Consider the following 24,124-nt stretch of genomic DNA (forward strand, 5'->3'; position numbering starts at 1 on the left):
TATCCTAAGTTTCAATCACCACGCGCAGATTACCGCGTTTGCGCACCACCCGGCAGGCCGTAGATCCGTTAGAGCGCTCGAACTCTAAGTCCAGCACCGTTGAGCCAATTTTAAGATTGCGCACTGCCAGCTTTTGTAAAAAGTCGGGCAGGACGGGGTCAACGATACGCAGAGAGTTGCTGGGCGCGTTAGGGATCAAATGCAGCATCATCTGCAATAGGTGAAAGACGCTGCCTGTAGCCCAAGCTTGGGGGGAGCAGGCCACCGGATACTGCACAGGCGGTATGCGCTCAATGCGTTCAAAGCCGCAAAACAGCTCTGGGGGGCGCTGGTAGGGCTGGTAGGTCATCATGTCGAAGATGCCCTTAGAGACTTCTAAGGCCGCATCGATTTGATTGAGCGATCGCAGTCCCTCTACAATCAGGGCATTATCGTGGGGCCAGACCGAGCCAATGTGGTAGCCCATCGGGTTGTAGGCGGGAGAATGGCTGCTCAAAGTCCGGATCCCCCAGCCGCTGAACATGTCGGGGGCTAGCAGCCGTCCGGCGACGCTCTCGGCTTTTTCGGGGGTCAAAATGTCTAAGGCTAGGCAGTGGCCGGGGTTGGAGCTGATGCTGTCTACGGGCTTACCTTCGCCATCTAGGGCCAAAGCGCAGAAATCTAAATCATCAATCCAAAAGTCCTTATTAAAGCGGTGTTTTAGGTCTCTGGCTGACTCTTCCCAGGCTTCTGCCAAATCTAAGCGCTTCTTCATGCGGGCAATTTTTGCTAGCCGAACTCTAGCGGCATAGACATACGCCTGCACTTCGCACAGAGCAATCGATCCCTGAGCCAGATGACCGTGGCGATCCACAATACAGTTCCAGGAATCTTTCCAGCCCTGATTGTCCAAGCCACCTTTGGATTTGCGGTAGTAGGCCAAATATCCGGTTTCCGCGCAGGCGCGATCGATCCACTCCATCGCCTTGAGAGCATTGGGCCACAGCGTTTCTAGGGTGGACTGGTCGTTTGTCCAAGCGTAGTAGTCGGCATAGAGCATAACCCACAGCGGCGTAGCATCTACGGTGCCGTAGTAAGGCGTATGGGGCATTTCGCCGCAGCGCACTAGCTCACCGTGGCGCAGCTCGTGCAGAATCTTACCGGGCTGCTCCTCGCGCCATTCATTGTCAGTTTTGCCCTGGTAGTGGGCCAGCAGCTTCAGGGTGGACTGAGCAATGCTGGGGTCGAGCATTAGGGTCTGGGTGGCGGCAATAATTGTGTCGCGGCCAAACAGGGTCGAGAACCAGGGGACGCCTGCCGAGAGGGTGGTTTCTTCATGAAAGTCCTGCCGCAGCAGGTAGGTATCCTGCTCGGCCCGCGAAACCACTAGGTTGAAGGTTTCGTTATCGGAGCTAATCCGGGCTACCTGACTGAGCCACTGGTCTTCTTCTGAAGTTTTAGAGGCGATCGCCTGCCCTAAGTTAGCAGGTAAACCGTCTGAGGGAGTTTGCTCACCGTCCGTTAGAAGCTGCAGGCGATAGCCTAATTTTTGCGACTGATGCGGCTCTAAGGTCAGATGCCACAGAGCTGTATGCCCCTTACAGATATCGGGAGGGCGGTGCAAAAATTCAATCTGGGACTCCATCACGATGCCATCTAGGCCTATGTAGGCCAGATGCAGGCGATCGCTGACTCGCTCGCTCAGGGCTTGTAGGTCTGCTTCGTTCTCAATTTGCTTACCGTGCTGGCTAGGCAGCCGCTGAATTTTAGTGCCGCGCTGCTCTCGCTGGGTATAGCCCCGCAGCTCAAAGACATCAATGAAGTCGGCATCAAAGCTGAGAGACAGCGTAAAGCTAGCAGGCTCAGTGCTGTAGTTAGTCACCTCAATGTCTTCAAACAGACCACCGTTGAGCACCATGTCGCGGCGAATGCCAATGGTGTCGTGGGTGATGTCGGGCAGGGGCGGATTGGCGCACAGCACCGACAGAGCAAATCCCAAGTCGGCATTGCTGCTGAGCAACACCGGCGATCGCCCGTCAATTTGCAGCTCCAAGCGACTCAAAAACCGCGAATCCCGGCAAAAAAGGCCCATGCTGGTGTTCTGATTGCCCTCTAAACAACCAGAGATATTGCCGAGCAGATCTGTGATCATAAACAGATCGTCTTCTTTCAGCGTCAGCGTCGGCAGGGGCTGCTTGCTAACTACGCAGGGCCATTCGGGTAAGGGCCACTGAGCAGCAGGCAGATATTGCTGGCCGTTTTGCTCAAGGATATCTAGAGCCATGATTGTCTAAGTCCGAGAAACGAAAAGGATGTGTAGCTGGCTCAGTCAGATAAACGGAAACGCCAGCCTCAGTTTGGCAGTCGCGATCGCGGCTGCTTTTTCACAATGTAGCGATTCGTCAGCCCATCGGGGCAAACAATTCACTATTTGACTCCAGCCACATACCGGCATCAAGAAAAAGGCCAGAGAACTTTTCTCTGACCTCAGGCAGTACATCTGTTAGGTAGAATTTATCAGCAGGGCCGGGCGGGTATTGCCCACCTCACTGGCTACTGGGCTGCTTCAGCGATCGCTTCCGGCGCGTCAGCAGCAAGCTGGCCGATATTGACCTTGACCACCCGGTTGCGCACTTCCTCAACTTTAGGCAGCGTTAGCATCAGGATGCCGTTGTCAAAGTTGGCGGCAATTTCGGTGTTCTGAATGGCAACGGGTAGGGGGACAACCCGGCGGAAGGTGCCATAGCGCAGTTCAGAGTGGAGCAGGCGCTGACCTTCAGACAGTTCGGCCATCTGACGCTGGCCGGAAATGGCAACTGCTTCGCGGCTAGCTTGAATGTCAATATCCTCGGCGGTGACACCCGGTAGCTGGACTTGCAGCAGCAGGTTGTCGCCTTGGTCAATTAGGTTAACGGCAGGTGTCCAGGTAGTTCTTACGTTCATATCTGCGGAGTTCATTTCATCAAAAACACGATCGAGCTGACGATGCAGGGATTCAACTTCACGAAGGGGTTGCCAGTAACGAACGATCATAGTTTCTAACCTCTCAATCTAATGCTGAAACTGGTTTGCGGCTCCCAAACCGCGCTCTCAATCTCTCTACAGTTCCTATGATGCCGGGGGAAACGCGATCGCCCCAGTCCAGAGAACCCTACCCGGAGGTGGGATTTTCTCACCGAACCTCGACCGTATAGGGGAGGTGGGGGAGAGGGGGGAGATGAGGGAGATGGGGGAGATGGGGGAGAGGGGGAAGGTGGAGAAGTAGGGATAAGGGTGTTGTCGGCGGGGCCGAATGGATGGGGACGCCGTGAGCACAGTCATAGAAGGGCTCGCCGTGAGTGCAGTTACAGAAAGGCTCACCGTGAGCGCAGTTACAGAAAGGCTCGCCGTGAGCACAGTCACAGAGGGGCTCGCCGTGAGCGCAGTCGAACGGCGTTATCATGGGGAGCAGTTGACATTTCTTAACGTTTTGAACGTTAGCTAAACTGCATGAGTCTTTCTGTCCCCAATCGCGATCGCGTCAAAGCCTTTGTCGAAAAGCGGATTTTGCTGGGTCAGCCGCTGACTTTGGAGCTGACGGCGATTCTGCTGGTCTATTTTGTCCAGGGAATTGTGGGGCTGGCTCGCTTGGCGGTGAGCTTTTTTCTGAAGGACAGTATTGGCCTGACGCCTGCTGAGGTGGCGGCCATGACGGGAATTGCGACGCTGCCCTGGACGATTAAGCCGCTCTTTGGCTTTATTTCAGATGGCCTGCCTATTTTTGGCTATCGGCGGCGGCCCTACCTGATTTTGTCGGGGCTGCTGGGAGCGGCGGCGTGGCTGGCGATGGCGACCGTGGTGCATACGGCTGGGGCGGCGATCGCGGCGATTACCCTCAGTTCTCTAGCGGTAGCGGTTAGCGATGTCATTATTGATTCGCTGATTGTGGAGCGGGCCCGGCAGGAGACTCAGAGCGCTGCCGGATCAATTCAGTCTCTGGCTTGGGGAACTTCTGCCCTGGGCGGATTGATTACGGCCTATCTGGGCGGGCTGCTGCTAGAGCAGTTCGGCACGCGGGTGATCTTCGGCATTACGGCTGTGTTTCCCCTGATTGTGTCTCTGGTGGCGGGACTAATTGCGGAGACGCCTGTGACCGAGTCGTCTAGCTTTGCCGTCGTTCGCACCCAGGTAAAACAGCTTTGGGGAGCGATTAGCCAAAAGGCTATTTGGATGCCGGCCCTGTTTCTGTTTCTCTGGCAGGCGACACCCACGGCAGATGCGGCCTTCTTCTTCTTCACCACCAATGAGCTAGGTTTTGAGCCAGAGTTTTTGGGCCGGGTGCGGTTGGTGACTAGCGTGGCAGCGCTAATTGGCATCTGGATTTTTCAGCGCTTCTTGCGATCGGTGTCGTTTCGCCGCATTTTTGCCTGGTCTACGGTGCTGTCAGCGCTGCTGGGCCTGACCATGCTGCTGCTGGTGACTCACACCAACCGGGCACTGGGCATTGACGATCACTGGTTCAGCCTAGGGGACAGCCTGGTGCTGACGGTGATGGGAGAAATTGCTTTTATGCCAGTGCTGGTGCTGTCAGCGCGGCTGTGTCCGCCGGGGGTAGAAGCGACCCTGTTTGCCCTGCTGATGTCCATTGTCAATCTGGCAGGGCTGCTCTCCCACGAGTTTGGCGCTTTGCTGACCCACTGGCTGGGCGTCACGGAAACCAACTTTGATCGCCTGTGGCTGTTGGTACTAATCACGAATTTCAGCACCCTTTTGCCCTTGCCTCTGCTTTTCCTCCTGCCTAAAGCCTCAGCGCAGGATCAGACCGATGGTTCAACCCCCGTCCCTTCACTGGGGGCGGCAACAGCGGCAGAAATGTCCCCGCTGGAGTCTCAGGCCACTGAAGCGCCGGTCCCCGTGGGAGTTGAGCTAGACCCGCAATAATTTCTGCGATCGCTATAAAATACATCTTCCGAGACATTACAAAATGTTTCGGTTTCGTTAATGTCTTAATAAATCTTCCAGTAGGCGCCATGCAGTCCATTGAAAATCCGATGCAAACCCTGTCCCATCAGTCTTTTGAAATGGATGACTGGCGCAGCGGTTATCGCTCTCAGCCGCAAGAATTTGACTACTGGATCGAAGAGATTGAGGGCCAGATTCCGCCAGAGCTAGAAGGTACCTACTTCCGCAACGGCCCTGGCCTGCTAGACATTCACGGCTACGACATTCGCCATCCCTTCGACGGCGACGGCATGATTAACGCGATCGCCATTTCTAAAGGTCGCGCCCACTACTGCAACCGCTTCGTCCGCACCCAGGGCTATGTCGAGGAGCAAAAGGCTGAAAAACCCCTCTATCGCGGCGTCTTTGGCACCCAGAAGCCGGGAGGCTGGCTAGCCAATGCCTTTGACCTGCGGCTGAAAAACATTGCCAATACCAACGTGATTCACTGGGGCGGTAAGCTGCTGGCGCTGTGGGAAGCGGCTGAACCCCACCGGCTCGATCCGCATACCTTAGAGACGCTAGGGATTGACTACCTGGATGGGGTGCTGCAGGAAGGATCTGCCTTTGCCGCCCACCCCAAAGTTGATCCGAGCTGCGATCGCGCCGGCGGCGAGCCTTGCCTGGTTAACTTTGCGGTCAAACCGGGCCTTTCCACCACCATCACCCTTTATGAGTTCAATCCGCTGGGGCAGCTATTCAATCAGCACAGCCACTCAGTTTCCGGCTTTGCCTTCCTGCACGACTTTGCCATCACGCTCCACTACGCCATCTTCTTCCAAAATCCGGTCAGCTTCAATCCGCTGCCCTATTTGTTCGGCTTTAAGGGCGCGGCTGAGTGCATTCAGTTTGACGCCAAAGCTCCCACAAAGGTGATTCTGATTCCTCGTAGCGGCCAGGGTGAGGTAAAAATTATTGAGACAGATCCCTGCTTTGTCTTCCACCACGCCAATGCCTTTGAGCAAGACGGCAAGGTCTACGTGGATTCTATTTGTTACACCGATTTTCCCACCGTAGAAGAAGATAGCAGCTATAAGCAGGTAGATTTCTCCGCCGTTCCTGAAGGCCAGCTCTGGCGCTTCGCCCTTGATCTTGAGGCAGAAACGGCTACCTCTGAAAGCTTGATTCAGCGCTGCTGCGAATTTCCCAGCCTCCACAGCGACCAGGTCGGCCAGCCTTATCGCTTTGTCTATTTAGGCGCGGCGGATGCCCCCAGAGGCAACGCCCCACTGCAGGCCGTCTTGAAGCGCGATCTCGTTACCGGAGAGGAGCAAATCTGGAGTGCGGCTCCCAGAGGCTTTACCGGCGAACCACTGTTTATAGCTCGACCGGGCGGGACGGCAGAAGACGACGGCTGGGTGTTAATCCTGCTCTATGACGCTGAGCGGCGCTGCTCAGAGCTAGCCATTCTCTCGGCCCAGGCAATCGATCAGGGGCCAATTGCCAGGCTGAAGCTGAATCACCACGTTCCCTACGGCCTCCACGGCAGCTTTACCTATCAATACTTCGGCCCCTCGACCGTAGCCGGATAATTAGTCAGACAGAGCTGGGCATACTAGAAGCGATTGTGTGATAAGGCTTGTGGTCTATACCCCTAGCGCTTAATTATGTTCCTGAAATCTCATACCGTCTGCTATCGTTTGACCCCTAAAAAAGAGGGATATCGGCTAGAAATTTGGGAGCCAGCCGCTCCGGAGAGTCCTGCCAGTAAGCCCTACTGCTTTATGGTGGGCTACGTGGTGAAATCTAAACATGAAGCTCAGCAAATTCTCAACAGCTACCTGATAGCAAACGGCGGTCAGGCAGCAGATATTTCTCTCTGTCCGGCAGACGGAGAGGTTTACACCACTTCCTACTGGCCTTTGGAAATCAGCGATTTTGCCGAAGAAACCCAGATTATTCACAATCCTCTGGGCCGCAGCTAGCGCTTTGAACAGTTCTTATTTAATCTGCTCAATTTCTTCGATGTAGCGCTCGTCTGAGGTCTGATCGACAATTTGAATATTTTCCTGTCTGACCTGCCCTTTCACGGTGATTTCTGCGCCCAGGGCAGGTTTTTCGGCTTGAGTGACGATCCAAACTAGACCCGTCTCATCTTGGAGCTGATAAATCCAGCCGTCTAGCAGCGGCACGTGTTGCTGCACTTTGCCACGGAGATAAACCGGATCGCCAGAGAGGGGCTGATTGTGAATATCGGCGATCGCTTCAATTCGCCCCGTCAGCCGCATCGGCGCGGGGACTGACAGATCGGCAATCGGATTACTGTCTCCCGCTAGGCCGCAGCCCGACACGCCAGCAAGCAATACCCCCAAGCCCAGCGCCAAACAGACCCGATAGGCGCGTAAGATTGAATAAGGGCGATGCCGAAAAGTTACGTGAGAAACTAGAGCAGGGCCTTTTTTAGAAATGGCTGCAATTTTGGCTGTCATTGCTCACCTATGCACAGTTTAGTATGGCGCAGATTCTCGACGGCAAATCTCTGGCTCAGCAAATTCAGTCTCAGCTCCGGGAAAAAATTCAGACCTTAGAGCCGCAGTTAGGCAGACCGCCGGGCTTAGCCGTTCTGATGGTGGGGGACAATCCAGCCAGCGCTGCCTATGTTCGCAACAAGGAACGGGCCTGCGATCGCGTTGGCATTGCCTCGTTCGGTCAGCAGCTTCCAACTTCTACCAGCCAGGCAGACCTTACCCGGATTATTCACCAGCTTAACCAAGATGAGCGGATTGATGGCATTTTAGTCCAGCTTCCCCTGCCTGCGGATCTCGATGATGTAGCCCTGCTAAATGAGATTAAGCCGCGTAAAGATGTAGATGGCCTGCACCCCACTAATTTGGGCCGTTTAGTCCGTCAGGAGATAGGGCTGAGAAGCTGTACGCCTGCCGGCGTCATGCGTTTGCTCAAGGCTTACGAAATTGACCCAGCAGGCAAGCAGGCGGTGATTTTGGGCCGCAGCATTTTAGTGGGTAAGCCAATGGCGCTGATGCTGCTGGAGGCCAACGCCACGGTGACTATTGCCCACTCGCAATCGCAGGATCTGGCTAGTCTGACCCGCGCGGCTGATATTTTGGTGGTCGCGATTGGCCGACCGGGGCTGATCAGCGCTGAGAGGGTGAAGCCCGGTAGTACCATTATTGACGTGGGGATCAATCGTATCGTCGATGCAGAGGGGCAGTCACGCCTGGTTGGAGATGTTGATTTTGACTCAGTTGAGCCAATTGCAGGCGCTATTACCCCTGTTCCGAAAGGGGTGGGGCCGATGACTGTGACCATGCTGTTGCAAAATACAGTATGGAGCTACTGTAGACAGCACGGCATTGACGCCGAATTTTAGCTATCTAGCTATCTAGCTTCTCCTGTAGATAGAAATGACCGCGAGTTAAACCCAATGGTGCTATCCAATACCACCCATTCCCAAACGACGCCTTTTGATCTATCAGCTTATCTGAGCGATCGCAAGCAGCAGGTAGAGGCGGCGCTAGAGCAGGCGATCGCTGTGGTTTATCCTGAGCGCATTTATGAATCGATGCGCTACTCGCTGATGGCGGGGGGAAAGCGCTTGCGGCCTATTTTGTGCTTGGCGACGGCTGAACTGGCGGGCGGGACGCCTGCGATCGCAATGCCCACCGCCTGCGCCTTGGAAATGATTCACACCATGTCGCTAATCCACGACGACCTACCCGCAATGGATAACGACGACTTTCGGCGCGGCCAGCCCACCAATCACAAGGTCTACGGCGAAGATATTGCCATCTTGGCGGGGGATGCGCTGCTGGCCTATGCCTTTGAGTTTATTGCCACCCAAACTCAGGATGTCCCGGCTGAGCGCATATTGCGCGTTGTGGCTCACTTGGGCCGAGCAGCGGGGGCGGCGGGCCTAGTTGGGGGGCAAATTGTAGATCTAGAGTCAGAGGGTAAATCTGAGGTAGGGGTGGAAACGCTGAACTTTATCCATATGCACAAAACGGCGGCGCTGTTAGAAGCCTCGGTGGTTTCAGGGGCGATGCTGGCGGGAGCCCCCCAGAGCGATATTGAGCGGCTATCGGGCTATGCCCAGCGAATCGGCCTGGCATTTCAAATTGTGGATGACATTTTAGACATCACTTCCACGCAGGAAGAACTGGGCAAATCTATTGGTAAAGATGTGCAAGCGCAAAAGGTGACTTATCCTAGCCTTTGGGGCCTTGAGGAATCTAAGCAACAGGCCCAGCAGCTAGTGGAAGCCGCTAAGCAAGAATTACAATCTTTTGGCGACTACAAGCGACCTCTGGCGGCGCTTGCAGACTACATCACAGCTCGTACACATTGAGGTTGGCTACATGCAGGACGTTAGCGAAATCTTGGATAATCATGTGCTTTTAGTGGCGCTAATTGCCTGTCTGATTGCGCAGGTGCTCAAGGCAGTGATTGAGTATCTGCGGCACGGCAAGATTAATCTACGGGTTTTGGTGGAAACGGGCGGTATGCCCAGTGCCCATTCCGCTCTGGTGACGGCGCTGGCGAGCGGCATTGGTCAGACAATGGGCTGGGGCAGTCCAGCGTTTGCGGTAACATCTGTGTTTGCGGTGATTGTGATGTATGACGCCACGGGGGTGCGGCAGGCGGCAGGCAAGCAGGCGCGAATCCTAAATCAGATTGTGGACGAGTTTTTTCAGGAAAATACGGAGTTTAACGAGGATCGGCTGAAGGAGCTGCTGGGGCACACGCCGGTGCAGGTGATTGCGGGATCGGCGCTGGGGGCAGCCATTTCCTGTCTAGCGGCTCCTGCCTATTAACCAAAGCTTGCATAGACACGTCTAGCCTTTCCTACGAGATGTTCTGAGGGGCTATATTAGGCTCATGTCGCGGAGGCAAAAAGCTCAAACATGGTGACGCTACAGCTCCGTCAGCTCCAGATACCGTCCGGTCAGCGATTAGATTTGCAGGATGTGAGCTGGGCTGAATTTGAGGCAATTTTGCAGGAGCTAGGAGAGGCTCGCAATACGCGCATTGCCTATAGTGATGGGATGCTTTCGATTATGTCGCCGCTACCAGAGCACGAGAAGGCTAAGGTCTTAATTGGCGATTTGGTGAAGGTTTTGCTGGAGGAGTTGGATAGAGATTGTGAGTCGTTTGGCTCGACGACGTTTAAGCGGCAGGATATGGCGAAGGGGGTGGAGCCGGATGATTCTTTTTACATTCAAAATTACGCGCGAATGATTGGTAAAGTGCGAATTGATCTAACGGTTGCCCCGCCCCCTGATTTGGCGATCGAGATTGATCTAACTTCTAAAACCCAGACAGAGGCGTATGCAGCGCTGGGGGTGCCAGAACTGTGGCGCTATGACGATGACAGACTCCAGATTGAGGTCTTGCAGGAGGGGCAGTATGTGGCAGCATCGGAAAGTCCGACGTTTCCAGGCTGGCCGATCGCGGAGAGGGTGAATGATTTTGTCGCGCGATCGCGCGAGGTAGGCCGAAGTCAAGCATTGCGAGAATTTCGGGTTTGGGTGAGGCAGTCACACCCTCAGTAGGGGCTTGACACTGCCCATCCCTCTAAATAGTGAATAACGCCTACGAGTCACCATGAAGCTTTTACATAGAGCGCTGATTAGTGAGCAATTACCGCACAGGCTGGGTACTGTAGAGGCCATCAAAGCAGAAAAATAGGATGTGCTCTCAGTGACTTCCACTAACTATAGACTAGAAAAACTGCCAACTTTTCCTAGAACCCTATTTCATTTCAGGCAATACGATGGTTGGAAATTTTTGACAGTAGTCTTTCTAATGATTACTTCGTTCTATCTTTTGCTAGGGATAGTTGGATATAGTTTAGATCACAATACTTGGCTGAGAGAGATCATCTTTGGCTATCAACCAGAGCAGTTAATTGATAAAGAGCCTTGGTGGAAAGTCTGGCGAATTATCACAAAGCCTGCTGGAGCAGTCACAAGAGAAATTCTGCAAGCTACAGATATTGTCTTTAGAGGTTTGATCTTTCTCTGTGCGTACTGCTTAGCCTGGGCCGCTTTTGATCGTAGAAGTATTGAAGGTTATATTATGGGAATCTTCAATATAATTTTAGGATTAGTTTATATTCTTTCTCCCACAGATGTTATTCCTGACGTATTACCTGTAATTGGTTCAATTGACGATACGATTTTCAGTTTTGGAATGACCTCTCTCGGAACTTACGTTTGGTACCGCAATTCAATGAGAGAGCAAAAAACTACAACCATTCTGGAAATGGTTAAGCAAGACGACATTTTAGATCATCGCAATGTTGAAAAAGCTTTGCAGCTTCTTTTGGAAGATCGAGGTGTTCATATTGAGTTTTTAAATGAAGAAGTCACCTCTAAGCCTAAACTACCTCCTTCTCAAGCTTAGATTTGCTGCTATTAATTCAATATAGCTGTTTTTGCCGTTTGTTTCTGCAGCAAAAGAGCAAAAAAGTAGGGTGGGCATTGCCCACCCTACATACTCAATTCAGCTATTTTTGTCTGATTGCTTTTTTCCTGAATTTGCAACAGGTCAAATTCAGTTAAGGGACGCTTACTAGGATGATGAAAGCCTAAAACAACATCTTCTTTTGAAATGTTATGAGCAAGCAAATCATTTACAATACCTTCCTGTGTCCAATCTTCTTCCACCCAAATTTTGTTATCTTGAATTCGCAGATAGACAACTATATTAAAAACTCGCTGCTTGCCTGACCAACCAATGTTGAACCAAAAATAGTGATCACGGTTTTCATCAAAGCAAACGTGTTCCTGTATATCTTTTGCAGGAGCATTAGCTGCCCAACCGCAATACTCGTTGAGAATTTTCTGAATAATTTCTCGGTACCAAATTATTTTATCCATTTCATTTCTCAGTTGACGCGATCGCCCAAATACGGTAACGTCTCTATCTAATGCAGACAAGTTGCACGCACACAGCTCTGCATTACACAACCAAAAACTAGCTGCGCGGCCCGAAGTTGCGTCACCAACCTCGAACCGCTAACCGACCAGACTGAGGCAACCAGTCCGGTGGCTGAGCGAATTTTATCAGTTTCAGCCGCCCCGACTCGCTTTGCGCTGGTACGGGGCGGCTTGTTTTTGGGTTCATTCACCCCTTGCCGAGGCGCGGTGCTGCCGCGTCACCGTTTGCAATGGGTCAATTCAGCCAACCCAAAACTGAGAAAACACCATGTTTCAAGAAACCAATCACAGCCAGCCCAGCCGCTCTGAAAGCTTTGCCGCCGCCAACGACGGACGCGAACCCATCCGCCACATCCTTATTGGCAGCCCCCGCATCGTCAAACGCACCATCTACCAGCTCCACCAGCAAGCCCGCTACGCCGACCCCCTGCGCTGGACATACCCCATCGAAATTCCCGACAATCGGCTGATTTTGCAGACCGATCCGGGGGAGGTGATGGGGCTGTTAGTGAAGCTGATGCGAATTGAGTAGCCGCAGGACGGGAAAAGATCGGGGACGGAAAATGTGAGGAGAATAAAGGCGATACGTCTTCGGCTCAGCGCCCTTTGCGGTGGCAGGTGAGGGCAGACTGTTATCGATTTGCTAATCGGCGCAAACCTCGGTCGCTGCCCCTGCTTCTAACTCCGTCACGTCCGCTTCCAGGCAAAAAAGCTGCTGCTGCAAATCTTGCTGAGTCGCCAGCACTTCTGTCGTCTCGCTTTGGGTTCGATTCACCTGGATGAGCTGCACCAGCGTATCGAGGCAGGCATTCATCGCCGCCGCAAACTCATAGCGCGTCAGTTCTTGCTCGCCGCGAAAAGTCCCATCGGGATAGCCCGTGATACAGCCATATTCATTGACCAGTCGCTGCACAGCGGTATAGGCCCAATGGGTTGGCGGTACATCTAGAGGCTGCTCTGTGGCTGTCGGAGTCGTCTGAGCGATCGCCTCAGTTTCAGCCACTGGCGCCGCGATCGCCCCGGTGGCGCTAACGCCAAAAATCAGAGCCGTTCCCATCAGTCCCCAAGCGCTCAAACGTTTCATGACTTCACCTGTTTCCGGTCATTCTAGGCAGCGCGATCGCTGTAGCTCGCTTACCTGATAGCATAGACAATCTGACACCTGCCTGTGTTTAGGGATGTGTCACTTCTCTATATGACGCAGGTTTAGCGCTGCGGTGCCGCGATGCCAACGATTACTGTCCCCGCCACCACTGCCAATATTGGCCCCGGCTTTGACTGTTTGGGAGCAGCCCTCAGTCTTTACAATCGCTTCCATTTTTCACGGCTGGAGGGAGACGGCTTTGAGATTGCGGCCAGAGGGTTAGCGGCAGAGCGCGTGTCTACCGGAGCAGACAATCTGGCATATCAGTCATTTGTGCAGTTGTTTCACCATATTGAGCGAGCGGTGCCGCCAATTCGGCTGGAGATTGATTTGGCGGTGCCGCTCGCAAGGGGACTAGGCAGTTCTTCCACGGCAATTGTGGGGGGGCTGCTGGGAGCCAACGCGATCGCTGGCTTGCCGTTATCACCGTCTGAGATTACGGCGCTGGCGATCGCCATTGAAGGCCATCCCGACAACGTGGTGCCCGCCCTAGTCGGGGGCTGCTGCTTAGCGGCCACTGACAGCAGCAACGGCTGGGTGATTTGCGATGTGCCCTGGCATGAATCGGTTAAGGCTGTCGTAGCGGTACCCGATTTTCAGCTTTCTACTGCCGCCGCCCGTCAGGTTCTGCCTGACAGCTATGCCAAGGCCGACGCCATTTTTAATACGGCCCATCTAGGGCTATTGCTGCGGGGACTAGAAACAGGTGAACCAAGCTGGCTGGCAGCGGCGCTGCGCGATCGCATTCATCAGCCCTATCGCCAAGCGCTGATTCCTGGCTATGAGGAAGTACATCAGGCCGCGATCGCAGCAGGTGCTTACGGTCTGGTAATTAGCGGCGCTGGCCCCACCCTGCTGGCCTTGACGTCTGACCCCCAAACGGCAACGGTTGCTGAGGCCATGACGCAAACCTGGAGCCAGATAGACATCAGCGCCACGGCCCATATTCTGGCGATCGATACCGACGGCGCTCAAACCGCTTAGCGAGAAAGTCAGGTATTCGCCAAAATACTTTACAAATCTAAATATTTATTTGTTAATATCTGTAACAGAGCGGCTGAGTATTAACTCACGTTGACCCCAGGCGCTCGCACGAGGTTGCTTGCGGCCAGAACATTCACCAATCCTTGACAAGATTGAGAATTTTGAAAAATTAGGTGCTTTTCCCTTAGCAAAAGTTCACTAAGTTTTCTATACTAGCTACGAGCGCATACGAATAGGTATTTATCCTCACTGTGCTTTTGTTATTTACTGACCTCACGTGAATTGTGATGATTAGCGAACAATTTCCGTGGCTGACAACCCTAATCCTGTTACCCCTGCTGGCAGCTCTGCCAATTCCTCTGCTCAGCAACAAAGGTAAGCTCATTCATACTTATGCTCTTGGAGTAGGCTTACTGGAATTCGGCCTTATACTATTTACCTTTGGTCGTTACTACGACCTGCAGCAAGCAAGCTTTCAGCTTGCCGAAACCTATGCCTGGGTGCCCCAGCTTGGCCTTAACTGGTCGGTGGCAGCAGATGGCTTGTCTATGCCGCTGGTGATTCTCTCGGGCCTAGTGACCACTCTGGCGCTGCTGGCTTCCTGGAATGTTACCCACAAGCCCAGACTGTACTTCAGCTTGCTGCTGATGATGTTCAGCGCTCAGCTTGGCGTCTTTCTAGCCCAAGATATCCTGTTGTTCTTCCTCATGTGGGAACTGGAGCTAGTGCCGGTTTACCTGCTGATTTCTATTTGGGGCGGTCAAAAGCGACTCTACGCAGCTACCAAGTTTATTCTCTACACCGCAGTCGCTTCCGTCTTCATTCTAGTCGCCGCCCTCGCAATGGCTTTCTATGGCGACACCGTCACCTTCAACATGGCGGAGTTAGGGTTGAAGAGCTATCCCCTGGCTTTCCAAGTATTCGCCTACACAGGATTTTTGATTGCCTTTGGCGTCAAGCTGCCAATTTTTCCCTTTCACACCTGGCTGCCGGATGCTCACAGTGAGGCACCTGCCCCCGTTTCTATGATTTTGGCAGGCGTACTGCTGAAGATGGCGGGCTACGGTCTAATTCGCATGAATATCGAAATGCTGTCAGACGCGCATCTCTACTTTGCGCCGGTTCTGGCAGTCTTCGGCGTTATCAATATTCTGTATGCGTCCTTGACTGCGTTTGCTCAGGACAACCTGAAGCGCCGTCTCGCCTATTCTTCGATTGCTCATATGGGCTTCGTTCTGCTGGGCCTCGCCGCTTTCACCACCCTGGGCATCAGCGGCGCGCTGCTACAGATGATTTCCCACGGCTTGATTGCAGCGGCTCTATTCTTCCTGTCTGGTGTGACCTATGAGCGCACTCACACGCTGGCAATGGAAAAAATGGGCGGTATGGCTAAGTCTATGCCAGTTGTGTTTGCCCTGTTCACCGCTGGCGCTATGGCTTCTTTGGCCCTGCCAGGAATGAGCGGTTTTGTCGGTGAGCTTTCCGTTTTCCTGGGTCTAGCCACTAGCGATGCCTACAACGCTTTCTTCAAGGCTTTGGTTATTTTCCTAGCGGCAGCGGGCGTTATTTTGTCTCCGATTTACCTGCTTTCAATGCTGCGCCGCATTTTCTACGGTGAGCCGAGTCCGGCCCTGGCAGAAATTTCGGCCCAGTTCTCCGACATTAAGCCCAGAGAATCGTTCATCGCTCTCTGTCTGATCATCCCCATTATTGCCATTGGCCTTTACCCGCAGATTGCCATTCAAACCTACAACGTTAAGACCGTTGAGGTGGCCAACCGCGCCCAAAGCGCCCTGCCGCTAATTGCCGATCGCTCTGTGCCTCTCTACTCGCAGATTCTAGCTACACCTCAGTTGACCACGGCTGCTAATCCGCAGATGGAGGCAGAAACCGTTATTGACTAGTCTGGTGCTGCTTTCGGCTCCCGGTTTTTTCAGCCGGTTCAGCGGCTGACGGGCCAAAGTCAAAACTCAGGAGTTTACTGAATCTAAAATACGGTAAAACAGCGGATGGGGAAGTTTCCCCATCCGCTGCTGCATTTTCTCAGCGCATTGTGCCTGCGCCTACCTGCCTAAAAGATCTAATATCAAAATAAGGTAGGGCTTTTAGCCGCGTGAAAGTTTCTTAGGGCGTCGATGGTCAATCCAGACAACCGGCTTCTGTATGGCATAGGGCTGCTGGTTCTGCTGTTTTTGATTTATTCAATTGTGAGAGTGCTGCTACCCTGGCTGATAGCAGCAGGTTTAGGCGTGAGTGTTTTGTTGCTCTGGAAACGGTGGCGATCGCAGATTCGCAGTGAAGAAAGCCAGCTCAACCAGATTTTTTACGATTTTCTACGGCAGCATCAGGGGCGTATCAGCGCCTTAGACTTTGCGATGACGGCTAATCTCAGCCCCCAAAAGGCTAAAGCTTATTTGAATGTGCGGGCCAAAGAATTCTCTGCCCTGTTTGAACCGACCGATTACGGCGATGTCCTCTATCGCTTCTACAGCCTGACCATTCCACCCCCCAGTCCGGTAGCCCCTCCCCTGCAAATTCAGAAGATGTCTCTCGAATCAGATGCCAGCACAGCCCTCAGCCCGGCAGCCCTAGCCCGCCGCTTTGAGCTTTCTACTGAAATTATTCACCGCCGCAAGCAGACCCCCGACTTTCTCGACTGGTCAAAGCTGCAGGATCCAGAAGGAATTGCCTGGCGCTATTCAATCAGCGATCGCGCCTTCTATCCGGTCAGGGCTGTCGAATGAGCGGTTGGCTCCCCGTTCAGCAAAATTTTGCTCCAGTCAGACTTGATCTGACTGGAGCGAAGAGGCGAAAAATACGGGTTTAAGCCGCGTAGCCTAGAGGTTTACATCGGGCGGTAGGAGCACCTGATCGATGGCATGAATAACCCCGTTGCTAGCTTGCACGTCAGGCTGTACAACGGTTGCGCCATTGACCATCACGGTTCCGGCTGACTCATCAATAGCGATGTCGAGGGGGGCCTCTGCAACCGTAGGCACTTCGCCCTCGGTGATTTCTGCGGAAGTAACTTCCTGGGAAACAACGTGATAGGCGAGAATCTGCGCTAGCTGCTCCTGATTTTCAGGCATCAGCAATGTTTCCAAAGTACCTTCTGGCAGAGCTTCAAAGGCTTCATTAGTCGGCGCAAAGACGGTGTAGGGGCCGCCCATTGACAGGGTATCTGCCAGGCCAGCTGCTTCAATCGCCGTGACTAGCGTGCTGAACGACTCATCGCCAGCAGCGACTTCCACTACGCTCTCGCCGGACTCAGCCGCCATCGGCTCCTCAGTCGGTTCCGTCTCAACGGCAGCCGGGTCTTCTCCCGTAGGCTCAACAGTAGACGTATCATTAGGTTCACAGGCGCTTAGCGTAGCTACAGCCCCCAAACCAGCTAGACCTATCAGCAGCCGCTTGGCAAAAGGTTGAAGTAAGTTCATTTAATTAAATCTCTAATAGACAGCATTTATGCCGATCAAACAGCCTTATGCTTTAAAAGCACTTCACAAAAGTTAACCAATAAGTCTGACAATGCCTTCGGTCTATAGGCAGATGTTGTCTGGAATACAAATACGCCTTGAAGTGGAGTACATTTCTGGGATTGAGCCAAACCCAAGCTGTCAGCCAGTCCAATTTAAGCAGAATAGCTCTGCCAGGCTTGCCAAAAGATGTATACGGCTAAGATTCCTAGCATGGTGCGGAACAGCCAGCTCACCATCTTGTCTGAAAGTCGGGGCAAAAAGCGAGTACTGATCTGAACGCCGATGAGGCCACCAACTCCCAGCAGCAGCCCCGGTTCAAAAAGAACATTCCCCTGTAGCGCATGTCCCACACAGGCCGAAACCGCCGTAATCACGATTACACCCAGGCTAGTGCGGACAGCCATTTTAATCGTTTCTCCCAGCAGCAAAATCTGCAAAGGTACCATAATCACGCCGCCACCAATGCCAAACAGCCCGGCCAGAAAACCGGCGGTGCCCCCCGTAATCAGTCTGGCCGCCAGCGGATTGAGCGGCAAAGTCTCCGCTGCTGCCGCATCAGCCGTCTGGGCTGCCTCACCCGCTTGAGCCTCCTGCAGGCTTTTCTGAGCAGTAACTCGCTTGCGCACCCCAACTAGGTACACATTGACCAACAGCAAAATGCCAAACGCCAGCAGCAAGATATAAGGAGGAACACCGCTAGCGACCAAAGTGCCGAGCTGAGCTGTCACCACCGCCGGAAATCCCAGCAGCAGAACGCGGCGAGGACTGAGGTAGCCCATGCGCCAGTTTTGAAAACTGCCCGTCAGCGACGTAATCAAAATAGACAGACTGCTGGTAGCAACCGCCTGCAGCGGCGTAAACCCCAGAGCCACCATCAGCGGCACTAGCACTGTACCGCCCCCAATCCCTAAGAAACCGGCCAGGATGCCGGAAATCAAACCTCCCACCCCTAAAATTAAGCTACTCTGCTCCATGCTGTCTCTGCCAAATGGTACTGAGTCACCCTATCGCGTTTTGCGCTGGGGTCTGAGTATTTAATTTCGGCCCTCTAGAACTTCATCGCCGAAGCTTGTCTGACTCTAAGCCTCTGAGAAAGGCTGTATTCAATCAAACATCGGTTTCAGGGCGAAGAATTCTTAGGGACAGGGGCTAGAACTTGCGGCCAAAAATTTTCTCAGCAAACTGATCACGATTGCGGGTAGTTCTAAATGGGGCAGCACGCCTGCGTCTGGGATCACCTCTATCGGCTTGACAACAGCCTCGCTCAGGGCAGCTAGCCGCTGACCGATCTCAGGCCGATTAAAGCGCGATTCCTTGCCCCAGACAAACATTGTTGGGATTTGGAGCTGCCCTATATAGCGAGATAGATCACAGCAGAGCGAACCTTTGAGTGAGGCGAGAGCTGCGTATTCTGCCTGACGCTGGGTGGCGGAAGCGAGATAGGCCGCAATCATTTCTGGGGTAATGCGGTCGGGGTTGGCAAAGAGAAAGGTCGCCATAAAGTTGGCGATCGCGCCCTCATTCGCCGCTCCCAGAGTATAGATTAAATTGTCTAGTCCCGGCGTCCCAGCCAGCCGCGCCGCGATGCCCTGCTGATAGCCGTTGCCAAAGTCTTCGTAGCCCGACGGCGATACCAGAAACAGCTGAGAAAACAGCTCCGGGCGCTGAGTCGCTAAACGGACTACGATTGAGGCCGTCAGTGAAGTGGCCGCGACCACGGCAGGCCGCTGTGCCACTTTTTCGAGCAAAATAGCGATCGCTTCAAAATAGTCTTCGGCCCGGTAGTCATGCACCGGATGAGCCGACTGGCCCCAGCCAATTAGATCAGGAGCAATCACGCGGTAGTCAGCGGCAAAGGCAGGATAGACCTGTGACCACTCATAGGCCGAAGAACCACCGCCCAAGCTGTGTAGAAAAACCAGCGGCGGTCTGTCCTCTTCAATCTGAGCTTCATTAACCCAGGGCGCAGCGGTTGGCGTATAGTAAGCCATTGCGCCCAAGGCCGTCTCCACCACTCGCTGACCAAACCCGACTGGCTGAAATTGCAGCATTCCTTTCTCAGTTCACGACTTGCCTTCTCGTAGATTAACCTGAGTCAGGGAGGAACGACGTTGCCTATTGCAAAGACAGTTCAGGCTATGACGTGACAGCGCGATCGCCGCCTATCCCGGAAAAGAGCTAGCCACCTCAGCCACTACCGCATCAAACTGAGGCTGCAGCGCCTCGTCATAGGACAGCACTAAGGACTTGAAGACGCCGTTTTCCAGCACTGTCTTCTCGTAGAAAATTCGTCCGGCCTCATAGCCGGAGACGACAAAATAGCGATCGCCCAGGGTGTTGTAGGTCACGTCTCGATCTTCGGCCTGCATAGCCTGCTGATAGGCTGTTTCTAAAGAGGTTGACAGGCTGTTGTTACGGCCAAAGGCGCGGATTGTAATTTGACTATTAGCCGACTGAAAGACTCGGCCATCGTTATTAGTTGGCGCAGCTTGAGGCGTAACTAGATTGGCCGGATACCGGAGTGAGAAGTCAAAGCGATTGTTGCTGTAGCGCTCATAGACTATATTTTCCGGAATTTCCAGCGGCTGGGTGGCCGCTGCCTCTTCCCCTAGCTGATTGCAAACAAGCTGATTGGCCCGGTACTTATCGGCATTGGTGCCTTCAGGTGAGAGGGGCTGCACTTGATCGACTTCTTCAACCTCGCTGACGTCACCCCTGTCGTAGTAGCGCGATCGCAGCCAGCGCACCTGCTCCGGCTGGCTACAGTCCACGATTAGATCGGACTCTACTTCAGGAGAGGTGATGCCAATGCGGGTGGTGTAGCGATAGGTCTGATCGGCAACCGACTCCACGCTGTCTGTATTGAGATAAATAGGCTGAGCGTAGTATTCTGACTCACCAATGAAGGTCAAAAATTCAGGCACGGCGGCATATTGGCGGTTCACAGCCGGATCGGTGGCGGAGTCGAAGCAGCTAGCGGGCGGCAAGACCGTACCTGCGTTGTACCAGTAGAAATTATTCAGGTTTAGTATCAGGCTGCGATAGCGGATGCGGTCAGGCTGTTCGTTTCTGACAACGAGCTGCGATCGCCCCACCTGCAAAAAAGTCTCGTCAAAAGTCTCCGAGCGCCAAGCGGCTCGTGCTTCGGGTAGGCCGTATAAGGGGCGATCGCTGTTAGGCCCTAAGCGCTCCACCCCCTGCCCGGTAACGGTATTGCCGTTGACCTGACCGTTAATACAGAGGCTCGATCCCTCATAGGGATAGTAATAGTCACCGACTACGCTGTTTCCCTGCTTGCGAAAACGAAAGCAGACCCCCGACACCTGCTGAATATCTTCCGGCGGGCGATCGCTGCAGAAGCGATAGTTGCCGTCCGAGAGCTGCCCGATCTGGAACTGGCTACCCGTGGGGCCACCGATGACCTCAGCCGCCTGAATTGGAGAGCTAGCCCCTACAGCCGCGCTCATCCCCGCCGCGAGTCCTAAAGCTTTAGCAAGTCTCATGGCATTCTCCTAACCGTGTCAGCAAACCTGTGAGCAAAGACGAGAATGAGGTCATGCAGCGATCGCTCTCCTGCCCGCTTCGATCTTGAAAGAATTGAGCGCATCACTCATCCGGCCTAAGCGAGACTCTGCTGCAGCTAAGTCCAGCAGCGCTCTACCGAAATGGGTACCCCCCTAGAGAGGAATAACGGGCCAGGATGCCTAAAATGTCACCAAATTCTGTTGAATCTCAACCAGATTCCGGAACGATTAGGTAGATAATAAAAGGCTTGTAATGTGTAAGCAGGTCAATAAGTTATGGGTCGCGCTGAAAGAGTTGTACTAGCCTATTCTGGCGGTGTAGACACCACAGTCTGCATTCCATACTTGATGAACGAATGGGGCGTGAAAGAGGTGATCACGCTGGCAGCGGATCTAGGACAGGGAGATGAGCTAGACCCCATTCGGCAAAAAGCCCTCACTGCCGGGGCCAAAGAATCTTTAGTTGGCGATGCTACTGAGCGCTTTATTGCAGAGTATGCCTTCCCCTCGATTCAAGCCAACGCGCTTTACGAAAATCGCTATCCCCTCTCAACCGCTCTGGCGCGACCGCTGATTGCCAAACTGCTGGTAGAAGCGGCTGAAAAATATGGCGCGGATGCGGTCGCCCACGGCTGCACCGGCAAGGGCAACGACCAGGTCCGCTTTGATGTTTCGATCGCCGCCTTAAACCCCAATCTAAAAGTGCTCGCTCCGGCGCGGGAATGGGGCATGAGCCGAGAAGAAGCGATCGCCTATGGCGAAAACTTTGGTCTCAGCTTTCCGGTCAAAAAGTCTTCTCCCTACAGCATCGATCGCAACCTGTTGGGCCGCAGCATTGAGGCGGGGCCGCTGGAGAACCCCTGGAACGAGCCGCTAGAAGAAATTTATCTGATGACTCAGGGGATTGCCGCCACTCCCGACGAGCCAACCTATGTTGAAATTGGCTTTGAGCAGGGCTTGCCGGTCAGCCTCAACGGTTCAGCCCTATCGCCAGTAGATTTGGTCAGCCAGCTCAACGCGATCGCAGGCGAACACGGCGTTGGTCGCATCGACATGATTGAGAATCGCCTAGTCGGCATCAAGTCACGGGAAATTTACGAAGCGCCAGCCCTGATGGTGCTGATTTTGGCCCACCGTGACCTAGAGAGCCTCACCCTCACTGCCGATGTCACCCACTATAAGCGCGGCATTGAAGAGAGCTACAGCCAGCTCGTCTATAACGGCCTCTGGTACAGCCCGCTCAAGTCAGCCCTAGATGCCTTTATCCAACAAACTCAGAAGCGAGTTTCGGGCACTGTGCGGATGAAGCTGTTTAAGGGCACCGCGACTCCGGTTGGGCGCAAATCGGACAAGGCTCTCTACAGCGAAGAACTGGCCACCTACAGCAGCGACGATCAGTTTGATCACAAGGCGGCTGAAGGCTTCATCTACGTTTGGGGCTTGCCGACTCGCGTGTGGTCAGAGAAAAATCGTCAAGGCTAATCTGTCTGAGCGCGATGGTTACACCGTTGGGGCGCTGCGCGCAGCGCCCCCGTGCTTGAGCAAGGGATTTATTAAGAAAGCTTCCAGGCCCCAAAGCATCTTCTAAGGGGTGAGATACCCTATAGGTGTCAAATTAGACAGCGGCAATGCCAGAAGACAGAAGCTCTCATTGGTTTGTGTCCCTAGCCGATTTGGATAATGCAGCGGGCGCAAAGCTACGGCGATCGGATTCAGAGCTTGTAGCCACGGATCAGACAATCGAGACAGGCGACTCGTTTACGGTTTCGCTGAAAAGCTTCTACGTTTCTGAGGGGCACGAACGCGACGGTAGCGGCAATGATTTACTGGTGCGATCGCGGGTGCGCTATGGCGACGAACCACCTACCGAAGTGATCAATTTCTTTGAGCGGGATGTGCCGCCAGCAACCGTCAAGGACAATTTAGAGTTTGAGCATATCTTTTCGCGGCAAGACTACTCAGCCGACGCTAGGCTTTGGCTAGAGCTACAGATTTTTGAGATTGACAAGGGGATTGATAGAAACAGCGAAATACTGCAGGGACTGAACACGGTCTATGCGGAATTTGGCGGCATCTTTTCAACCCTGATACCCTTTGCGACCCTAGCGCCTTCGATTATCAGACGAATTGAAAAAATTAGTCAGCTACGCGATCAAAATAAACGGCTGTTCAATAGTCAATTGGATCTATTTGCCAAAGAAGTCAGCGGCGGCGATGCCCCCCTGCGCTGTGGCGCTTACGTCTTTTTTCAGCAGCCCGTCGAAGGCGTGCAGTACAAACTGCGAGGATTACGGTTAGAGAGAGCGGCCCTCAACCAGCAGCACGTACCGATTATGGATGACTATGCGGTGCTCAAAATCGTACCGGCAGTGGTGCGATCGGTGACCAGCGGGGAAGAACTGCTGCAAAACCAGCAGCTAGCAACAGTTTTGAGCCATCTTGAGCCAGCGGCTGAAAACGACGCCTTGGCCAAGAAACAACATCTGCAGTTTCTGCAAGGCGTCATTCAAGACGCCAGAAAGATTGAAGAACTAGACTATTTCTATCGGCTCAAGCGGCAGAAAAAGTTTGGTCAGGCACTCACAGAGGCCCAGCAAAAACGCTTCTTTGAGATTGCACAGAAGCTCAGCCAGTATATTCCTGACTGATATTTTTGATGACTGCCGGAATGGCCAATCTCAGCCCCACAGACAGCCGTTGGCTCTAGCGGTCAGCGGGTAAATTGCTGACGAATTGCTTCAATTCGCTTACGGTTGACGCCCAGATCAGACTTGCCTAAGCGAGAGGCCGAGCGCACATGCACGACGCTTTCTCCGGCAGGGGCAAAGAATTCTACGTCATCGACAAACCCCATTAGCTGGCTCGTGAACTCCGCGTAGAGATAGTCACTGCTTTCTTTAACAATTTTGGTGCGATCCATTGCTTGAATAATGGACTTGAGCCGGGCGATCGCCTCGCTAGGAGTGCTGCTGGCGCTGTCGTAGCGGAGAGGGGCAATGCTGTGCTCTGAATCGGTGGCCTGACTGTTGACGCAGTTGGGGGAATCTGGACAGGCGGCTAGCTGCCCCTCCTTGACCCCTAAACGGCTAGGACGCTCCCCTGAAAATGAAAATAACGGCATGGGTAATCTTCTCT

General features: G+C 53.5%; 25 protein-coding genes. 15 read left to right on the forward strand and 10 right to left on the reverse strand.

The window, feature by feature from the left end:
- Nucleotides 1-4 precede the first annotated feature (4 nt).
- A complete protein-coding gene (locus QJQ48_RS18910) occupies nucleotides 5-2,263 on the reverse strand; it encodes an amylo-alpha-1,6-glucosidase (protein WP_346292810.1) in 2,259 nt (752 codons plus the stop codon).
- Nucleotides 2,264-2,532: 269 nt separating this feature from the next.
- Entirely contained in the window at nucleotides 2,533-3,012 is a 480-nt protein-coding gene (locus QJQ48_RS18915) for an Hsp20/alpha crystallin family protein (protein WP_346292811.1), read from the reverse strand.
- Between the two features lie 35 nt (nucleotides 3,013-3,047).
- Between QJQ48_RS18915 and QJQ48_RS18920 the strand changes: the two genes are divergently transcribed.
- From QJQ48_RS18920 to QJQ48_RS18935, 4 genes are all read left to right on the forward strand, one after another.
- Entirely contained in the window at nucleotides 3,048-3,173 is a 126-nt protein-coding gene (locus tag QJQ48_RS18920; RefSeq protein WP_346292812.1) for a hypothetical protein, read from the forward strand.
- Nucleotides 3,174-3,468: 295 nt separating this feature from the next.
- Nucleotides 3,469-4,899, forward strand: coding sequence for a folate/biopterin family MFS transporter (locus tag QJQ48_RS18925; RefSeq protein ID WP_346292813.1), 1,431 nt, complete (start codon nucleotides 3,469-3,471; stop codon nucleotides 4,897-4,899).
- 89 nt (nucleotides 4,900-4,988) lie between these two features.
- On the forward strand, nucleotides 4,989-6,491 hold the full coding sequence (locus tag QJQ48_RS18930; protein WP_346292814.1) for a carotenoid oxygenase family protein: 1,503 nt from the start codon (nucleotides 4,989-4,991) through the stop codon (nucleotides 6,489-6,491).
- Nucleotides 6,492-6,566: 75 nt separating this feature from the next.
- On the forward strand, nucleotides 6,567-6,884 hold the full coding sequence (locus tag QJQ48_RS18935) for a hypothetical protein (RefSeq protein WP_346292815.1): 318 nt from the start codon (nucleotides 6,567-6,569) through the stop codon (nucleotides 6,882-6,884).
- A 15-nt stretch (nucleotides 6,885-6,899) separates the two neighbouring features.
- On the opposite strand, the gene QJQ48_RS18940 is transcribed toward QJQ48_RS18935, so the two are convergent.
- Nucleotides 6,900-7,388, reverse strand: a complete 489-nt coding sequence (locus tag QJQ48_RS18940) for a hypothetical protein (protein ID WP_346292816.1) — start codon at nucleotides 7,386-7,388, stop codon at nucleotides 6,900-6,902.
- Nucleotides 7,389-7,411: 23 nt separating this feature from the next.
- Between QJQ48_RS18940 and folD the strand changes: the two genes are divergently transcribed.
- From folD to QJQ48_RS18965, 5 genes are all read left to right on the forward strand, one after another.
- Nucleotides 7,412-8,290: a bifunctional methylenetetrahydrofolate dehydrogenase/methenyltetrahydrofolate cyclohydrolase FolD gene (folD, locus tag QJQ48_RS18945; protein ID WP_346292817.1), complete on the forward strand. Its 879-nt coding sequence runs from the start codon at nucleotides 7,412-7,414 to the stop codon at nucleotides 8,288-8,290.
- Between the two features lie 54 nt (nucleotides 8,291-8,344).
- Entirely contained in the window at nucleotides 8,345-9,265 is a 921-nt protein-coding gene (gene crtE / locus QJQ48_RS18950) for a geranylgeranyl diphosphate synthase CrtE (protein ID WP_346292818.1), read from the forward strand.
- A 10-nt stretch (nucleotides 9,266-9,275) separates the two neighbouring features.
- On the forward strand, nucleotides 9,276-9,731 hold the full coding sequence (locus QJQ48_RS18955) for a divergent PAP2 family protein (protein WP_346292819.1): 456 nt from the start codon (nucleotides 9,276-9,278) through the stop codon (nucleotides 9,729-9,731).
- A 90-nt stretch (nucleotides 9,732-9,821) separates the two neighbouring features.
- Nucleotides 9,822-10,469, forward strand: a complete 648-nt coding sequence (locus tag QJQ48_RS18960; RefSeq protein WP_346292820.1) for a Uma2 family endonuclease — start codon at nucleotides 9,822-9,824, stop codon at nucleotides 10,467-10,469.
- Nucleotides 10,470-10,722: 253 nt separating this feature from the next.
- Nucleotides 10,723-11,322 carry a YkvA family protein gene (locus QJQ48_RS18965; protein ID WP_346292821.1) on the forward strand — a complete coding sequence of 200 codons (600 nt, stop codon included), beginning with the start codon at nucleotides 10,723-10,725 and terminating at the stop codon, nucleotides 11,320-11,322.
- Nucleotides 11,323-11,408: 86 nt separating this feature from the next.
- On the opposite strand, the gene QJQ48_RS18970 is transcribed toward QJQ48_RS18965, so the two are convergent.
- Complete coding sequence (locus QJQ48_RS18970; protein WP_346292822.1) at nucleotides 11,409-11,798, reverse strand: XisI protein; 390 nt, start codon at nucleotides 11,796-11,798, stop codon at nucleotides 11,409-11,411.
- Nucleotides 11,799-12,126: 328 nt separating this feature from the next.
- Here QJQ48_RS18970 and QJQ48_RS18975 point away from each other — a divergent pair, with 328 nt between their 5' ends.
- Nucleotides 12,127-12,390: a hypothetical protein gene (locus tag QJQ48_RS18975; protein ID WP_346292823.1), complete on the forward strand. Its 264-nt coding sequence runs from the start codon at nucleotides 12,127-12,129 to the stop codon at nucleotides 12,388-12,390.
- Between the two features lie 111 nt (nucleotides 12,391-12,501).
- Here QJQ48_RS18975 and QJQ48_RS18980 read toward each other — a convergent pair whose 3' ends face one another.
- Nucleotides 12,502-12,942 (reverse strand): iron uptake porin, encoded by a 441-nt coding sequence (locus QJQ48_RS18980; RefSeq protein WP_346292824.1) that lies wholly within the window; start codon nucleotides 12,940-12,942, stop codon nucleotides 12,502-12,504.
- Nucleotides 12,943-13,083: 141 nt separating this feature from the next.
- On the opposite strand from QJQ48_RS18980, the gene thrB reads away from it, so the two are divergent.
- The 3 genes from thrB to QJQ48_RS18995 all read left to right on the forward strand — a co-directional run bounded on the left by thrB (nucleotide 13,084) and on the right by QJQ48_RS18995 (nucleotide 16,730).
- Nucleotides 13,084-13,986: a homoserine kinase gene (gene thrB / locus QJQ48_RS18985; protein WP_346292825.1), complete on the forward strand. Its 903-nt coding sequence runs from the start codon at nucleotides 13,084-13,086 to the stop codon at nucleotides 13,984-13,986.
- Between the two features lie 287 nt (nucleotides 13,987-14,273).
- Nucleotides 14,274-15,890, forward strand: a complete 1,617-nt coding sequence (locus tag QJQ48_RS18990) for an NAD(P)H-quinone oxidoreductase subunit 4 (RefSeq protein ID WP_346292826.1) — start codon at nucleotides 14,274-14,276, stop codon at nucleotides 15,888-15,890.
- 231 nt (nucleotides 15,891-16,121) lie between these two features.
- Nucleotides 16,122-16,730, forward strand: a complete 609-nt coding sequence (locus QJQ48_RS18995; protein WP_346292827.1) for a hypothetical protein — start codon at nucleotides 16,122-16,124, stop codon at nucleotides 16,728-16,730.
- Between the two features lie 93 nt (nucleotides 16,731-16,823).
- On the opposite strand, the gene QJQ48_RS19000 is transcribed toward QJQ48_RS18995, so the two are convergent.
- From QJQ48_RS19000 to QJQ48_RS19015, 4 genes are all read right to left on the reverse strand, one after another.
- Nucleotides 16,824-17,423 (reverse strand): fasciclin domain-containing protein, encoded by a 600-nt coding sequence (locus tag QJQ48_RS19000; RefSeq protein ID WP_346292828.1) that lies wholly within the window; start codon nucleotides 17,421-17,423, stop codon nucleotides 16,824-16,826.
- Nucleotides 17,424-17,617: 194 nt separating this feature from the next.
- Nucleotides 17,618-18,439, reverse strand: a complete 822-nt coding sequence (locus tag QJQ48_RS19005) for a sulfite exporter TauE/SafE family protein (RefSeq protein WP_346292829.1) — start codon at nucleotides 18,437-18,439, stop codon at nucleotides 17,618-17,620.
- Nucleotides 18,440-18,601: 162 nt separating this feature from the next.
- The gene (locus tag QJQ48_RS19010) at nucleotides 18,602-19,516 is read right to left on the reverse strand and encodes an alpha/beta fold hydrolase (protein WP_346292830.1); all 915 of its coding nucleotides are present in this window, start codon (nucleotides 19,514-19,516) and stop codon (nucleotides 18,602-18,604) included.
- 111 nt (nucleotides 19,517-19,627) lie between these two features.
- Nucleotides 19,628-20,968 carry a hypothetical protein gene (locus tag QJQ48_RS19015; protein ID WP_346292831.1) on the reverse strand — a complete coding sequence of 447 codons (1,341 nt, stop codon included), beginning with the start codon at nucleotides 20,966-20,968 and terminating at the stop codon, nucleotides 19,628-19,630.
- A 297-nt stretch (nucleotides 20,969-21,265) separates the two neighbouring features.
- Here QJQ48_RS19015 and QJQ48_RS19020 point away from each other — a divergent pair, with 297 nt between their 5' ends.
- Together QJQ48_RS19020 and QJQ48_RS19025 are read left to right on the forward strand one after the other, a co-directional pair.
- Complete coding sequence (locus tag QJQ48_RS19020; RefSeq protein WP_346292832.1) at nucleotides 21,266-22,471, forward strand: argininosuccinate synthase; 1,206 nt, start codon at nucleotides 21,266-21,268, stop codon at nucleotides 22,469-22,471.
- A 146-nt stretch (nucleotides 22,472-22,617) separates the two neighbouring features.
- Complete coding sequence (locus QJQ48_RS19025) at nucleotides 22,618-23,637, forward strand: hypothetical protein (protein WP_346292833.1); 1,020 nt, start codon at nucleotides 22,618-22,620, stop codon at nucleotides 23,635-23,637.
- A 62-nt stretch (nucleotides 23,638-23,699) separates the two neighbouring features.
- Here QJQ48_RS19025 and QJQ48_RS19030 read toward each other — a convergent pair whose 3' ends face one another.
- Entirely contained in the window at nucleotides 23,700-24,110 is a 411-nt protein-coding gene (locus QJQ48_RS19030) for a DUF1499 domain-containing protein (RefSeq protein ID WP_346292834.1), read from the reverse strand.
- Nucleotides 24,111-24,124: the final 14 nt, after the last annotated feature.

This window comes from Sphaerothrix gracilis Ecp01 (assembly GCF_030405905.1).
Lineage (GTDB): Bacteria > Cyanobacteriota > Cyanobacteriia > Phormidesmidales > Phormidesmidaceae > Sphaerothrix > Sphaerothrix gracilis.